Here is a 14507-nt window from a genome sequence, read left to right on the forward strand (position 1 = left end):
GGTGGAGAACGTGACCTTTGTGGAAAACTCCGCCACTCTCCGGAGTGAACGATGTGTCCATTCGACCGGGAAACACCGCTCGGCAGGGCCGCCCCGCACCTCACACCAGCGGGGGGACCGCGCCCCGTCTCCCACACGCGAGGGCATCTCCCCTCACAACGCGGAGGGCACCCTCGGCGCCACGTCGTCAGAGCCCTCACCACGACGGCACTTCGACCGCAACGCCGCACCGCACCGCTCGACCCCAGCACCCCAGCACCCCAGCACCGCCGAACCAGCAGGGCCCGCACGGCCACCGGCCGGGATCCGGCCCCAGGTGCCGCCCCGGTCCGGATCCCCGCTCGGTGTGCCCCCTCCCGCAGAACCCCGGACCCGGCCCCGGCCCCCGCCCCCGCCGGGACCGCGCGCCCTCACCTCGCCGCGACCACGGCCCCCAGCAACCCGGGGCCCGTGTGCGCGCCGATCACCGCGCCCACCTCGCTGACGTGCAGCTCGCACAGGTTCGGCAGCCGCATCCGCAGCCGCTCGGCCAGGGCGGACGCCCGTTCCGGCGCGGCGAGATGGTGCACCGCGATGTCCACCGGGCCGGTACCGGCGCACTCCGCCGCGATCTCCTCGAGGCGGGCGATCGCCTTGGAGGCCGTACGCACCTTCTCCTTGAGTTCGATCCGGCCGCCTTCGAGCTGCAGCAGCGGCTTCACCGCGAGCGCGGATCCGAACAGCGCCTGAGCGGCGCCGATCCGGCCGCCCCGGCGCAGATAGTCGAGGGTGTCGACGTAGAAGAAGGCGGACGTGCCCGCGGCCCGCTTCTCGGCGGCCGCGACCGCCTCGTCGAGGGAGCCGCCGGAGTCCAGCGCCTCGGCCGCGGCGAGCGCGCAGAACCCCAGTGCCATCGCCACCATGCCGGTGTCCACCACACGCACCGGGACGGGCGCCCCCGCGGCCGCCAGCACCGCCGCGTCATGGGTACCGGAGAACTCCGAGGACAGGTGCAGCGAGACGACGGCGGTCGCGCCGGCCTCCGCGGCGGCCCGGTAGGCGGCGGCGAAGGTCTCCGGGCTCGGCCTGGACGTGGTCACGGCGCGGCGCTTCTGGAGTGCCTGCGCGAGGGATCGGGCCGAGATCTCGGTACCCTCCTCGAGCGCCTGGTTCCCGAGCACGACGGTCAGTGGTACCGCGGTGATTCCATGCGACTCCATCGTCTGCGGCGGCAGGTAGGCCGTGGAATCGGTGACGATCGCGACATGGCGGGACATGAGCGGGAGGTTACCCGCAGCGGTCGCCGCACGGGAGCCCGGGCCCGCCCCTCGGCCCGGCCCCGCCCCTCGCTTCCGTATCGCGGACGGGCTCCGTCAGGCGCGACCCCGCTGTCCGGCGGGGAGCACCCGGCGCCCGCCGGACCACGTGGGCCGCGGCCTCCGCCGCCCCGCGGCCGCCCCGCCGGCCCCGCCGACTAGTTCGTGGGCTCCGGGCGCGTGGTCTTGTCCCAGGAGTACCCCGTCGAAAGGCGCGGATCCCGCGCCGGGATCGCCCGAGGCTCCTGGGCGCCCGTCCCGGGCCCCGGGTCACCCGGTTCCCGCTCGTCCCGGCCCCCCGCGGGCGGCGAAGGTCGCGATGCCGGCGCCGAGGGCGCCCAGGGCTCCTGTGCCGCCGTCGGCTGAGCGGGCTCCGCTGCGGGCCCGGGCCACACCGGTTCGCCGCGCGACCAGTCGCGCAGCGCTCCCGCCTCGACGTCGATCTGGGCGGCCAGGGACTCCAGGTCGTCTTCGGCGAAGGATCGCGCACGGTCCCGGGCCGCCCAGCGGAGGGACTCCGCGGAGTGGGTGATCCGCTCGACCCGCTCACGCAGCTGCGGCAGCCGTTCCGCGGTCCGGCCGCGGTCCGGCTCGCGCTCCAGCCTCCGGAGTTCCTCGTCCAGCTCCCGCCCGTGCACGCTGAGCCGCTCGAAGAGGCCGATCGACTCCCGCAGCGACGCGTCCTCGGCCGCCCCGGCGCGCAGGGCGTCCTGTGTGGCCTTCATCGACGTGCGCAGGCGGAGCCTCAGCTGGGCGAGTTCGCCGGCCACGCCGACCTGCCCGAGGCTCCTGGCCCGCAGCGTCGTGTCCTCGACGGTGCGCCGCGCCTGGCTGATCGTGCGGTCCACCCCTCGCTTGGCCGCGCCGACCGCCTTCACTCCCGCGTACACCCCGAGGGCCACGAAGGCGGCGAAGAGCAGCGCCAGGATCAGGATGACGGTTTCCATGGGCGCCCCTCCGGGTGGTGTGCGGGGTGTGTCTCCGAGTGGTGTGCGGAGTGTGCTTCCACGGTATACGGAGCGGGCCGGGCGGGGGTTCCGGTGGAACCCCCAACCTGCCCGTAGGGGAAAGATCAGGGCCGGGACCCGGGGTTCTGCCGGGTCCCGGCCCAGGCGCAGGGGCCCCGGGCCGTGAGCGAGGCCCCGCGGCCCAGGGCCGGGCCTCGCTCAGGGCCCCGGCCCAGGGCGGGGCCGGCTACGCCGGGACGATGTTCACCAGCTTCGGCGCCCGCACGATCACCTTGCGGACCTCCGCGCCGCCCAGCGCGGCCACTACGGCCGGGTCGTCCACGGCCAGCGCCTCCAGTTCCGCGTCACCGATCGACGGGGAGACCTCCAGGCGGGCCTTGACCTTGCCCTTGACCTGCACGACGCAGGTCACGGTCTCGTCCACGACGTAGGCGGGGTCCGCCACCGGGAAGTCCTGGTGCACGACCGAGCCCGAGTGGCCCAGCCGGCGCCACAGCTCCTCGCCGATGTGCGGGGCCAGCGGGGCGATCAGCAGCACCAGGCGCTCCGCCACCGAGCGGGCGACCGGGCCGCCCGTCCTGGTCAGGTGGTTGTTCAGCTCGGTGATCTTGGCGATGGCGGTGTTGAAGCGCATCGCCTCCATGTCCTGGCGGACACCGTCGACGGTCTTGTGCAGGGCACGCAGGGTGGCCTCGTCCGGCTCCGCGTCCACGACGGTGACCTCGCCGGTCGTCTCGTCGACGACGTTGCGCCACAGCCGCTGGAGCAGCCGGTACTGGCCGACGACGGCGCGCGTGTCCCAGGGGCGGGAGACGTCCAGGGGGCCCATCGCCATCTCGTACAGGCGCAGGGTGTCGGCACCGTACTCGGCGGCGATCTCGTCCGGGGTGACCGCGTTCTTCAGGGACTTGCCCATCTTGCCCAGCTCGCGCCGGACGGGCTCGCCGCCGTGGACGTACCCGCCGTCGCGCTCCTCGACCTCGGCGGCGGGCACCGGGAAGCCGCGGGCGTCCCGGTAGACATGCGCCTGGATCATGCCCTGGTTGTAGAGCTTGTGGAACGGCTCGCTGGACGAGACGTGCCCCAGGTCGTACAGCACCTTGGACCAGAAGCGGGCGTACAGCAGGTGCAGTACGGCGTGCTCGGCGCCGCCCACGTACAGGTCGACACCGCCGTGCGGCTGCCCCTCGCGGGGGCCCATCCAGTACCGTTCGATCGCCGGGTCGACCAGCCGGTCGGCGTTGTGCGGGTCCAGGTAGCGCAGCTCGTACCAGCAGGAACCGGCCCAGTTCGGCATGGTGTTGGTCTCGCGGCGGTACCGCTTGACCCCGTCGCCCAGGTCCAGCTCCACCTCGACCCACTCCGCGTTGCGCGACAGGGGGGTTTCGGGCCGGGTGTCGGCGTCGTCCGGGTCGAACGTGCGCGGCGAGTAGTCGTCGACCTCCGGGAGTTCCAGCGGCAGCATCGACTCGGGCAGCGCGTGGGCCACGCCGTCCTCGTCGTAGACGATCGGGAACGGCTCGCCCCAGTAGCGCTGCCGGCTGAACAGCCAGTCACGCAGCCGGAAGTTGACGGTCGCCTCGCCGACGCCCTTGGCCACCAGCCATTCGGTGATCTTCGCCTTGGCCTCGGCCACCTCCAGGCCGTCCAGCGAGATCTCGTCGTTCGAGGAGTTGATCGCCGGGCCCTGGCCGGTGAACGCCTCGCCCTCCCAGCCCTCCGGGGGGCGCACGGTGCGGACGATGGGCAGGCCGAACGCCTCGGCGAACTCCCAGTCGCGCTCGTCCTGGCCGGGGACGGCCATGATCGCACCGGTGCCGTAGCCCATCAGCACGTAGTCGGCCACGAAGACCGGGATACGGGCTCCGGTGACGGGGTTCACGGCGTAGGCGCCGGTGAACACGCCGGTCTTGGCCTTGTGCTCGGTCTGGCGCTCGACGTCGCTCTTGGTCTGGGCCTGCTTGCGGTACTCGGCGACGGCCTCGGCGGGGGTGGCCGCACCGCCGGTCCAGGCGTCCCTGCCCCGGGCGTCCTCGGGCCACTCGGCGGGCAGGACCGAGTCGATCAGGTCGTGCTCGGGCGCCAGCACCATGTAGGTGGCGCCGAACACGGTGTCGGGCCGGGTGGTGAAGACGGTGACCCGGGCGTGGTCGTGGCCGTCGACGGGGAAGTCGACGCGTGCGCCCTCGCTGCGGCCGATCCAGTTGCGCTGCTGCAACTTGATGGCCTCGGGCCAGTCCAGCGCGTCGAGGTCGTCCAGCAGCCGGTCGGCGTAGGCGGTGATGCGCATGTTCCACTGCCGCAGGTTGGCCTTGAAGACCGGGAAGTTGCCGCGCTCGGAGCGACCCTCGGCGGTGACCTCCTCGTTGGCCAGCACGGTGCCCAGCCCGGGGCACCAGTTGACCGGTGAGTCCGAGGCGTACGCCAGGCGGTGGCCGCTCAGGACGTCGGCGCGCTCGACGGCGCTCAGCTCACTCCAGGGGCGCCCGGACGGGGTGGCGCGCTCACCGCTCTCGAACTGCGCGGCCAGGTCCTCGATCGGACGGGCCTTCCCCGCGGCCTCGTCGTACCAGGAGCCGAAGATCCGCAGGAAGATCCACTGCGTCCACTTGTAGTAGTCCGGGTCGATCGTCGCGAACGAGCGGCGCCTGTCGTGGCCGAGCCCCAGCCGGCGAAGCTGGGCCTTCATGTTCTCGATGTTGGCCTCGGTGGACACCCGCGGGTGCGTGCCCGTCTGGACCGCGTACTGCTCGGCGGGCAGGCCGAAGGCGTCGAAGCCCAGGGTGTGCAGCACGTTGTGGCCGGTCATCCGCTGGTACCGGGCGTAGGCGTCGGTGGCGATGTAGCCCAGCGGATGGCCGACGTGCAGTCCCGCGCCCGAGGGGTACGGGAACATGTCCATGATGAACTTCTTGGGCCGTGCCACGACGCCGGCGTCGCCGGCCAGATCACCGCTCGGATTGGGCGCCTCATACGTGCCGTCGGCGTCCCAGAAGTCCTGCCAGCGCGCCTCGATGTCGGCGGCCGCGGCCGCCGTGTAGCGGTGGGGTGCGGCCGCCTCCGCGGAGGTGGCCCCATCCGTGCCGGAGGCCACAGGGGAGGAATTCTTCTCGCTCATGATCCTTAAAGCTCCATCGATCGTCTCTGCCTGCGATTGCCTGAAACGAAAAAGCCCCTCGCACAGGAGGGGACGCCGCGCCGAATCCGGCCGGATGGTCACCGGCCGGGACTGATCAGCGCGGCCCGCTAAGCAGAAGGCGTACGGCACGCATGGCGCCAGGGTACAGCAGGCCGTCTTCCCACCGCGCGGAGTGCCCGCCCTTCGGCACGGCCGGCAACGGCGGAGAGTCAGCGGAGACACGGCCCTGCGACCGGTTCCGGAACCGGAACCGGAGGCCCCGGAAGCGCGGCCCGCCGGGCCCACGCCGCTGCCGTGAAACGGCCTCCGGAGGGCGGCGGAGGACCGCCCGGTGCGCGGAGTACGTCGCCTCCGGGCGTGCAGAACCGTTTCGGACAGCCCGAGTTACTCGGCGTATCACCCCTATCCGGGGCAACCTCAGAGTCAGTTGTCGGCCAGGCTGACCACTAAACCTCGAAAACTCGTACCCATTGGTATGACTCCACTTAGAGTGCGACGACGGGACCGCTTTCCCGCACCATTCGGAGCCCCCATGAACCCTCGTCGCAAGATCCGTTCGTCGCCCGGTGAACCGGGCCTGAGCCGCCAGGCACAGGGCGGACTGATCGCCGCCGCTCTCGTGCTGATCCCGCTGCTCGCCATCCTTGGCAACGATGCCTTCCGGGCCGCGCTGGACTTCGCCGCCGGTGTGCTGTCCCTGGTCTCCCTGACCGCGTCGGTCGCCTGGGGCCTCATCGCCACCGACCGCGTGTTCCTCTCCACGCGCCACCGCCTGCTCGCCCAGGCCATCCACAGAAGCACCGCCGTCGCCTCACTCGGCTTCCTGCTGCTGCACGCCACGGTCAAGATCTCGCTCGACCACGTCGGACTGCTCGGCGCCCTGGTGCCGTTCGGCCTCGGCATCACCGGCACGTCCGGGCTCATCGGCTTCGGCTCGCTCGCCGGACTGCTGATGGTCGTCGCCGGTTCGACCGGTGCCGCGCGCAGCGCACTCGCCGGCAACGGCCGCTTCGCGGGACGCTGGCGGGCGCTGCACATGCTGGCGTACCCGGCGTGGTGCTTCGCTCTCGTACACGGCCTCTACGCGGGTCGCCCCGCCGACGCGTGGGTGACCGTGATGTACAGCCTGGCGCTGCTCGGGGTCGCCGCCGCCGTGTCGCTGCGGCTGCTGCCGCTGCCGGTGAAGCGGCAGATCGTCGAGCGGATCATGAGCCTGGTCGGCACGGCCGGCGACGTCCCCGGAGCCGCCGAGCAGAGCACGCGCGACATGGCGTCGTCCCCCCTCCCCGGCGCGTCCGGCATCCCCGCGCAGCCCCGTGCCCGCTTCGAGCGCGAGTTCCCGCGCGGCGGCGCCGACCCGGGCGACCCGCCGGGGAGGCCTCCGGGTCAGCCTCTCGGAGCCCCGCGCGGCGAACCGCGCAGGCTCGCCGCACCGTCCCCGCAGTTGTACGAGGCGACCCAGCAGCTCCACGGCACGGCACCGGACCGGCCGTACGAGCCGGCCCCGGCCGCCGGGGCCTTCCCCACCGGGGCCTTCTCCGCCGACGGCCCGGCCGTCGGCGGACCGCTGTCCGGCGACGGCCCCGGCACGGGGATATCCGCCGCCTATCGAGCGGTCTCCCGAGCGGGTGACGCGCCCCCGCGCACCGGAGGGCCGGGGGTGCCGCAGCAGCGCTCCTCGGACGATGTGCCGTACGCCGAGCGCGTCCCGATGACCGAGGAGCTGCCGATCGTCCCGGACGACTCCCCGCCCCGGCCCGCGAGCTGGCCGACACCCTCCCCGCCGCCCCCGGCCCAGGCCTTCCCGCAGCCACCCACGGCGTCTTCCAACCACCACAACGATCACAACAACCGCAACGACCACAACGAGCCGGACATCCCCGGCACACCCGGCAACCCCGGTGACCCCTACCCGGCCTACGGCACGGCCGCTGCCTCCGGCTACAGCGAGCCGTACGCGGCTCCTTCCGGCGGCGGATTCGATCCGGCGGCCCCGTTCGGCACCGCAGGCACTCCGGGCGGCTACGACACCCCACCGTCCGCCGAGCCCCACCGGGACTCGTACGGCGAGACCCAGCCGCAGCCCGGACCGCTGTATCCGCCGACGGCAGGGGAACCCTGGAACGCACCCGCAGGAGAACGACCGTGAACGCCCCGCTCCCCGATGTCCCAGAGGTCCGTGTCGTCGGCCTGCCCCAGCTCACCCAGGGGTTCGACCTGGTCGAGCGCCTCGACCTGGCCATGCATCTGAAGGTGCACGGCCCGCTCGAACCCATGAGCGGCGAGCGGCTGGCCCAGCTTGCCGAGAACATATCCCTGCGCGGCCGCGGCGGCGCGGGCTTCCCGTTCGCCCAGAAGCTGCGGGCCGTGGCGAAGGCCGCCATCCGGCGCGGTGTGCGGCCCGTGGTGGTGGTCAACGCCAGTGAGGACGAACCCGCGTGCCGCAAGGACACGGTGATGGTCAACCGGGCGCCCCATCTGATCCTGGACGGCGCGCTGCTCGCCGCCGAGGCGCTGGGCGCACGCACCCTGATCGTCGCGGTGACCCGCAACTCCACGGAGGTCTCCATCCGGGCGGCGCTGGCCGAGCGCGGACTGTCCGACCGGCGGGGGCAGCAGCTGCGCGCACGGGTGCAGCGCAACCCCGAGCGCATGGTCTCCGGCGAGGCCTCGGCGATCATCCGGGCCATCAACGGCGGCCCCGCGCTGCCTCCCGGGCGCCGTGAGCGGGCCGCCGAGTCCGGTGTGGCGGGGGCACCGACGCTGCTGTCCAACGCGGAGACGTTCGCGCAGCTCGCCGTGGCCGCCCGGATCGGGGCCCGCCGATACGGGCACACGGGCCTGGAGAACGAACCGGGCACGGTGATGCTCACGGTCTCGGGGGCGGTGGCACGTCCCATGGTGATCGAGGTGCCGACCGGAGTGCCGATGCGGTACGTACTGCAGCTCGCGGGGGCCCCACCCGTTCCCCAGGGCGTCCTGACCGGCGGCTACCACGGCAACTGGATCGACGCCGCCGCCACCCACCAGGCCGTGATCTCCCGGGAGTCGCTGGCCAATGTCGGCGGGGCGCTGGGCGCCGGCGCGATCCTCCCGATCGGCCAGGAGACCTGCCCGCTGGGTGAGGCTCAGCGGGTGGCCAACTGGCTCGCCGCCGAGACCGCGGGCCAGTGCGGACCGTGCAAGCTCGGCCTGCCCGCGGCGGCCGGCGGCCTCTCCGACGTGATCAACGGCGGCGGGCCGGCCGCCCTGGAGGCGCTGCGCGAAGTGACGCAGGCGGTCAAGGGCCGCGGAGCGTGCAAGCACCCCGACGGCTCCGCCCGGTTCTTCGCCTCGACCCTGTCGGCGTTCACGGACGACCTGGCCGCGCACGTCCTGCACGGCGGCTGCGGCCGGGAGACGGTCGGCGTGCTGCCGCTGCCCGGCCCCGTCGGCCAGGAGACGCAGGAGTCCATCCCGAGCGGTGAGAAGCTCGCCGTGGACTGGACGCTGTGCCAGGGCCACGGGATCTGCGCGGAGATCGTGCCGGAGCTGATCCGCATGGGCGCCGACGGATTCCCCTCCGTGGCGGAGGCGGCGGTCCCGGTGCATCTGCAGGGCCGCGCACAGCGGGCCGTGCGCCGTTGTCCCGCGCTGGCACTGCGCATCGAGCAGGCACCGGCCCCTCGGGGCGGAAAGCCCGCCCTGCCGCCCGGCGGTGACCGCAAGGCCCTCGGCAGCGGCCGGGGTTGACGCACGAAGGAGGGCCATCCGATCGGATGGCCCTCCTGGTGTGCTCTGACGAGCCGCTGTGGGCTGTTCTTGAGTGGGCTTGATCAGGGGGTTCGGAAGGGTTGCAGAGATCGTTGCCCGTTGCGGGGTAGATCGTTGCCCGGCGGCAGGGGGTTGCGCGCGGTGGGGGATGACTCAGGCCGTGCGCCGGTCGTCGATTTTGGAGGAGAGCTGTGGCCATGCCGCGGTGAGTCGTGCCAGGTCGTCGGCCGTCAAGTCGTGAGCCGTACGCAGGGGCTCGTCGGGGAGGAAATGGACGGCGGTCCCGGTCGTGCCGTCGTCGGTGATCGGTTCCAGGTCGGTGGTGGGGATGCCGTGTTCGTATCGCTGGGTCCAGGATCCGTTGCGGCGGCGGTTGGTATGGACGAGCCACGTGCTGAGTGCGGCGACGACCGACATGCCCCGGCGGGGGTGGGTGTCGGGCAGTGGGAGCGTGTCGGGGTGGTCGAAGAAGCGGAGGTCCTTTGTCGCCATGACCGGCTTCTTCACGGCCTGGCCGTGTTCGTCGAGGCGTGTGTCGGTGCCCCGTCCGTCGTCGGCGATGGTTACGGAGCCGTCGGAGTGGAGCGTGATGCGGCAGTGTCCGCTGTTGCTGTACTCGGCCTCGTCCGCCGCATAGGCGATGACTTCGAGAACCAGGTGCCGGAGGCCGCCGGGGGCGAATACGGCGGGGTTTTGGCGGATGTGTTCAAGGTGGTCGAGGTCGACGGTGCTCGCCCAGTCGTGCGTGGTGTTGCGCCAGGAAGCCCTTGGTGTGTCCATCCGAGAAGTATGGAGCCGGTGATCACGGGCGCGGGATGTGTGGGTCCGGCCTGCCCCACTCCATGATCACCTCCTACAGTGTGAGGGGAGTGCCGCCAACTTGGCTCCCTTGTCTGCGAGTTGGCGGGCGTCGGCCTTGGGGTGAAGGGGGCGGCTGATGGCATCGCTGCTGGAGAGGCTGAGGGCGAGGGCGTCACGGTCGCGGGCGAGGGTGGAGGACCTGCGCTCGCGGATCGCCGCGCTGGAGAAGGAGCTCGCCGCCGAGGAAGCGGAGCTGTCGCGGTGGGCGGTTGCCGAGGAGGCGGTGGCCGAACTGCTGGCCGAGGACGACGCCGGCGGTGGGGAGCCGGCGGCCGGGCTGCCGCCGGTGGCGGTGGCCGCGGCCAGGAGGCCGCAGGCCGTGGTCTCGGCGCCGGTGACGCGGGGGGACGGCGAGGTGCTGGCCGGGGTGAGTGAGGACGTGGTGCTCGCGCTGGCGTCGGCGGGGCGGCCGCTGCGGTCGAGGGAAATCTGCGAGGCGGTCGGCGCGGGAACGGAGCACCGGCCGGTGGAGGGGATGCGGGTGAGGCTGAAACGGCTGGTCAAGCAGGGCTGGCTGACCGAGGACCAGGTGGGGCTGTTCGCGATCGCGCCCGGGGTCGGGGATCCGGCGTCGGCGGGTGCGGTCGTGGAGGCTGCGGGCGGGGACGTGTGAGGCGGCGCCGTCGGGATGGCCGTCCCGGCGGCGCCTGGGGTTGCGTGAGCGCCCTGGACCATGAAGAAGAGGCTCGCGCGTCCGACAGGTTAGTGCTGTTGCGCCGTGTTGGGTTCGCCGGGCCGTAACTGGGCTCTGGCCTGCGGGAATTGCAGTCTGTTGGCCGGGCCGGGAGGGCTTTGGCGGCATGTCTGCACACCTACCGGCGCGCAAGCGGGGGCCACAGCGGGGTGTTCAGGCCCGTCTCCAGGCGGGCGATCGTGGCGACATCGGGCCAGCAGCGGCCCTCGATCACGTCGGCGATGGTCTGCCGGTTGACCCCCAGCAGGTCAGCGGCACCGCGGCGGCTCAGACCGCGTTCGCGCAGAGCGTCGGCGAGGCGGCGGGCGATGGTCTGGACGACTGCTGCGGCGACGTCGTCGACGACCGCGTGGGGCCAGGCTTCCGGATCTTGGGTGCATTCCCTGGGCGCGCGGGAGCGCGCGCTGCCTCCGACCATGCTTCCACGCTCCTGTCTGTTGATGTCGTACGCGACTTGGGCGGCAGGTTGTCCTGCCGCTACTCGTGGTTCATGGCACTGGACCTGGCGACGTCTTCGGTCATCGACGCGTACACCCCGCGGGAGGCTCCCGCCTGCTGGGTTGAGGTGGGGCCGCTGGTGAAGGCGGTGGTTACCGCGACCGTCGAGCGTGTCCCTTACTCGGTTGTGGACCTGCTGCACGTTGTCGCCCGGCTGGCCGTCTGGGCAGAGGGGCGGGGGGTTGCCCGTGAGCCGGCCGCCTGGCTGAAGAACGAGACGATCGACGCGTTCGTGCTGACCGGCTGCGCGGGCCTGAAGCCTGGCACCCTGCGCACCTACCGCACCTGGCTGCGGCGCGTGAGAGAGGTACTGGTCTTCGACGATGGCGGGCAGGAGGGGCTGAAGTTGTCCGCTCCGCCGGCGCCCGCGGCGCCCTATGAGGACGAAGAGATCGCCGCCTTGCGGTCCTGGGCCCGGCAGCTGCGCCCCCGGGCGCGGTCGGATGCGCTGGCCCTGATGGCGCTCGCGGACGGGATGGGACTCGCACCGGGAGAAATCGCCCGACTGCGCGGGACGGACATCCGCCGCACCCGCTCCGGCGCCTGCGTACTCGACGCCGCGGTGCTCGGACGGCTCCTGGTGGCCCACGCCGGCTGGGAAGAGATCCTCGCCGAGCTCGCGGGACAGGCCGGGGACGACTTCCTGTTCCGCCCCGGCCACAAGGACCCGCCGCCGGACAACCTGATCGCCTCCTTCACCCACCAGCACCGGCCCGCAACACCCCTGCCGAAGCTGAACGCCCGCCGCCTGCGGGCTTCTTGGATCGTCTCCCTGATGCGCCGCCGCATCGACCCCGGAGTGATCGCGGCCGCGGCCGGGCTCGCCTCGACCGCCTCCCTCGCCCGCTACCAGCACTTCGTGCCCCCGCTCAGCGACCGCGAGACGGCCCGCCTGCTGCGAGGCCAGCAGTGAGGGCCCCGCCGCCGGACCATCCGGCCGGCCGCTCCAGCCGTCCGCGGCCGGTGACCGACGCCCCGGCCCGCATCCCGGACTCGAAGGTCTTCCAGCTGGCCGCGCTGCTGGATGGCTCCGGCGCCCTCGACCTGATCAACGGCGAACTGTCCGGGCGGCCCGGCCCTGCCGGCCTTGCGCCCCGGACCGTGCTGACCGGACTGCTGCTGTCCGTCCACTACACCGGCAAGGCCACCCTGGCCGAAGCCTGGCGCATCCTCACCTTCAGCCTCTCGCCCACCGCCCAAGGCCGCCTCGGCATCAAGCCCGGCGAAACCGCCGGCCCCCGGGCCCGGCTGGCCCTCTCCCGCCGCGTCTACCGGGCCTTCGACCGCGTCACCACCGCACTGGATGTGGCCCGCTGCGACCGACGCCGCCGCCTGCCTCTGGACGAGGCCGCCACCTTCGCGGCCGCCTGGGAAGACAATGATCCCGAACACATGCGTAAGAGGGCCGTGCTGCAGCAGATCTGCACCGCCCTGATCACCAACACGATCCGGATCGCCCGACGCTGCGGGGCACTGAAGCACTGGCGAGGCGACGTCGGCATCGACGCCACCGCCCTGGCCTCCTGGCACAAGCCGCCCAGCACCAAACGCAACCTGGCCTCCGTCGACCTCACCGCGGGCTGGCACTTTTCCGGCGGCTCCAACGAACCCACCTTCGGCCTCAGCGGGCACCTCGCTCTCGCGGCCGCCTCCCGCCCCCACTCGGGGCGCGACGCGCAGATCGCGCTCGGCCTGGTCGTCGACTACCCCGGTGTCCGCACCGGCCCTAACGCGATCACCCTGCTCACACCCCTGACCAGGCTCCAACTCCCTGCCGGGACACTCGCCGTCGACCGCCTCTACACCGACGCCCGCCCCGAGACCTTCGCCCTGCCCGCCCGCAAGCTGGGCTACCGGCTCGCCCTGGACTACAAGCAGGACCAGCGCGGCATCCAGGGCAGCCACCGCGGCGCCGTCATGATCGACGGCACCCTCACCTGCCCCCACGTCCCACCCGCACTCGCGAACGCCACCCACCGGCTCGACGACAAAACCGCCCGCCGGCCGGATGACCTCACCAAGACACAGATCAACAACCGCAAGCCGTACTTCCTCCACCTCAAACAGGGCCCCGACGAGGGCGGGGCCATCCGGCTCGCCTGCCCCGCCACCGGCACCTCGCCCACCGTCAACTGCCCGCGCAGACCACCCGCCCGCACTCCGCCACGCACCATCGATCTCACCGACCCACGACAGACACAGGCGCACCCGGCGGCCCGCCCCACCGTGACCATCCCGCCCCACGCGGCCGGTTCCCCGCCGGACATCTGCCGCCAGCACTCGATCACGATCCACCCCGGCGACCTGGGCACCATGGACAAGTTCCGCCAGGACCTGCCCTACCTCACCGACACCTGGCGCGACACCTTCAAGGTCGTCAGGGCTCAGAACGAGGGGATCAACGGAATCCTCAAGGGCCACAAGGTCGACATCTCCGAACCGAAGAACCGGCTCGCCCACGGCCGCGTCGCCCAGACCCTCCTCGTCACGCTCATGATCACCATCGCGAACCTGGCAATCTTGGACGCCTTCTGCCAGACCACCCGAGGCGAGCACCTGCCCGCCACCGCCTACGAAGAGCTTCCGCTCACCCCACCGGACCGTTCCGCGGCCCGGCCGATCGGACGCCTCCCACCCGGCACACCACGATGATCCGCAAGTGAACAGCCACACCAACCACCGCCACGAGACGTTCCCGGTCCCGCAGCCGCACCACCGTGCGCTCCACGGCATCGGTCACCCCCGGAAGGCCCCATCCGCAGGCCCCGGAACCGCCCCTCAGCCCCGGCCGACCTCCGAACCGCCCCCGAAAACCGCAAGATCCCGCCCAATCGACTAGATCGGACGGGATCTCGTGAACCACTCCTGAGCGAACTCAAGAACAGTCCCGCTGTGGAGCTAAGGAGAATTGAACTCCTGACCTCTTGCATGCCATGCAAGCGCTCTACCAACTGAGCTATAGCCCCGTGCCGTCCGCCGCTTCCTTCCGGGGTCTCCCCCGCGGCGACACGGAGAACATTACACGGTTCCCCCGGTGGTCCACCAAATCCCTTCCGGTACGCATCGGTGCGGGCGGCAACGTCCGCCTCCGTGATCGCCAAGGGCGCGGCCGCGGCCAGGCGGGTACTGACCGCGGTTGCCGAGCCGCCGGGCGGCGGCTCGGCAACCGCGCCCTCGGCGCCTCACGCGCCCGCCCGCCGTCGTCCCCGGTGTTCCGGACGGCGCAGCGAGCGGCCGGAGCGCCGCGCATCGAACCGCGTGTCCACCGAGCGGATGGTCAGGCCCTGCGAGGACGTCCG

10 protein-coding genes and 1 tRNA gene are annotated in these 14507 nt (G+C 72.4%); 5 read left to right on the plus strand and 6 right to left on the minus strand.

Features of this window, described 5'->3' with window-relative positions; genetic code table 11:
- Positions 1-410: 410 nt before the first annotated feature.
- The 3 genes from DDQ41_RS06440 to leuS all read right to left on the minus strand — a co-directional run bounded on the left by DDQ41_RS06440 (position 411) and on the right by leuS (position 5381).
- On the minus strand, positions 411-1256 hold the full coding sequence (locus tag DDQ41_RS06440; protein WP_109293609.1) for a DegV family protein: 846 nt from the start codon (positions 1254-1256) through the stop codon (positions 411-413).
- Positions 1257-1453: 197 nt separating this feature from the next.
- Complete coding sequence (locus DDQ41_RS06445; protein WP_109293610.1) at positions 1454-2242, minus strand: hypothetical protein; 789 nt, start codon at positions 2240-2242, stop codon at positions 1454-1456.
- Positions 2243-2489: 247 nt separating this feature from the next.
- Entirely contained in the window at positions 2490-5381 is a 2892-nt protein-coding gene (gene leuS, locus DDQ41_RS06450) for a leucine--tRNA ligase (protein ID WP_109293611.1), read from the minus strand.
- 553 nt (positions 5382-5934) lie between these two features.
- On the opposite strand from leuS, the gene DDQ41_RS06455 reads away from it, so the two are divergent.
- Entirely contained in the window at positions 5935-7551 is a 1617-nt protein-coding gene (locus DDQ41_RS06455; RefSeq protein WP_262508372.1) for a hypothetical protein, read from the plus strand.
- Positions 7548-9134, plus strand: a complete 1587-nt coding sequence (locus DDQ41_RS06460; protein WP_109293612.1) for an NADH-quinone oxidoreductase subunit NuoF family protein — start codon at positions 7548-7550, stop codon at positions 9132-9134. Before DDQ41_RS06455 ends, DDQ41_RS06460 begins: the two co-directional genes overlap by 4 nt.
- A gap of 174 nt (positions 9135-9308) precedes the next feature.
- On the opposite strand, the gene DDQ41_RS06465 is transcribed toward DDQ41_RS06460, so the two are convergent.
- The gene (locus DDQ41_RS06465) at positions 9309-9935 is read right to left on the minus strand and encodes a DNA topoisomerase subunit B (RefSeq protein WP_109293613.1); all 627 of its coding nucleotides are present in this window, start codon (positions 9933-9935) and stop codon (positions 9309-9311) included.
- Between the two features lie 157 nt (positions 9936-10092).
- Between DDQ41_RS06465 and DDQ41_RS06470 the strand changes: the two genes are divergently transcribed.
- Positions 10093-10629: a hypothetical protein gene (locus DDQ41_RS06470; protein ID WP_162602623.1), complete on the plus strand. Its 537-nt coding sequence runs from the start codon at positions 10093-10095 to the stop codon at positions 10627-10629.
- Between the two features lie 199 nt (positions 10630-10828).
- Here the strand turns inward: DDQ41_RS06470 and DDQ41_RS06475 are convergent, their stop codons facing one another.
- On the minus strand, positions 10829-11128 hold the full coding sequence (locus DDQ41_RS06475; RefSeq protein WP_109293615.1) for a helix-turn-helix transcriptional regulator: 300 nt from the start codon (positions 11126-11128) through the stop codon (positions 10829-10831).
- Positions 11129-11200: 72 nt separating this feature from the next.
- Here DDQ41_RS06475 and DDQ41_RS06480 point away from each other — a divergent pair, with 72 nt between their 5' ends.
- Together DDQ41_RS06480 and DDQ41_RS06485 are read left to right on the plus strand one after the other, a co-directional pair.
- Positions 11201-12121, plus strand: a complete 921-nt coding sequence (locus tag DDQ41_RS06480) for a hypothetical protein (RefSeq protein ID WP_109293616.1) — start codon at positions 11201-11203, stop codon at positions 12119-12121.
- 50 nt (positions 12122-12171) lie between these two features.
- Positions 12172-13860: a hypothetical protein gene (locus DDQ41_RS06485; protein ID WP_109293617.1), complete on the plus strand. Its 1689-nt coding sequence runs from the start codon at positions 12172-12174 to the stop codon at positions 13858-13860.
- Positions 13861-14101: 241 nt separating this feature from the next.
- Here DDQ41_RS06485 and DDQ41_RS06490 read toward each other — a convergent pair.
- Positions 14102-14174 (minus strand) — tRNA-Ala (locus DDQ41_RS06490).
- Positions 14175-14507 lie beyond the last annotated feature (333 nt).

It is taken from the genome of Streptomyces spongiicola, assembly GCF_003122365.1.
GTDB classification, from domain to species: domain Bacteria; phylum Actinomycetota; class Actinomycetes; order Streptomycetales; family Streptomycetaceae; genus Streptomyces; species Streptomyces spongiicola.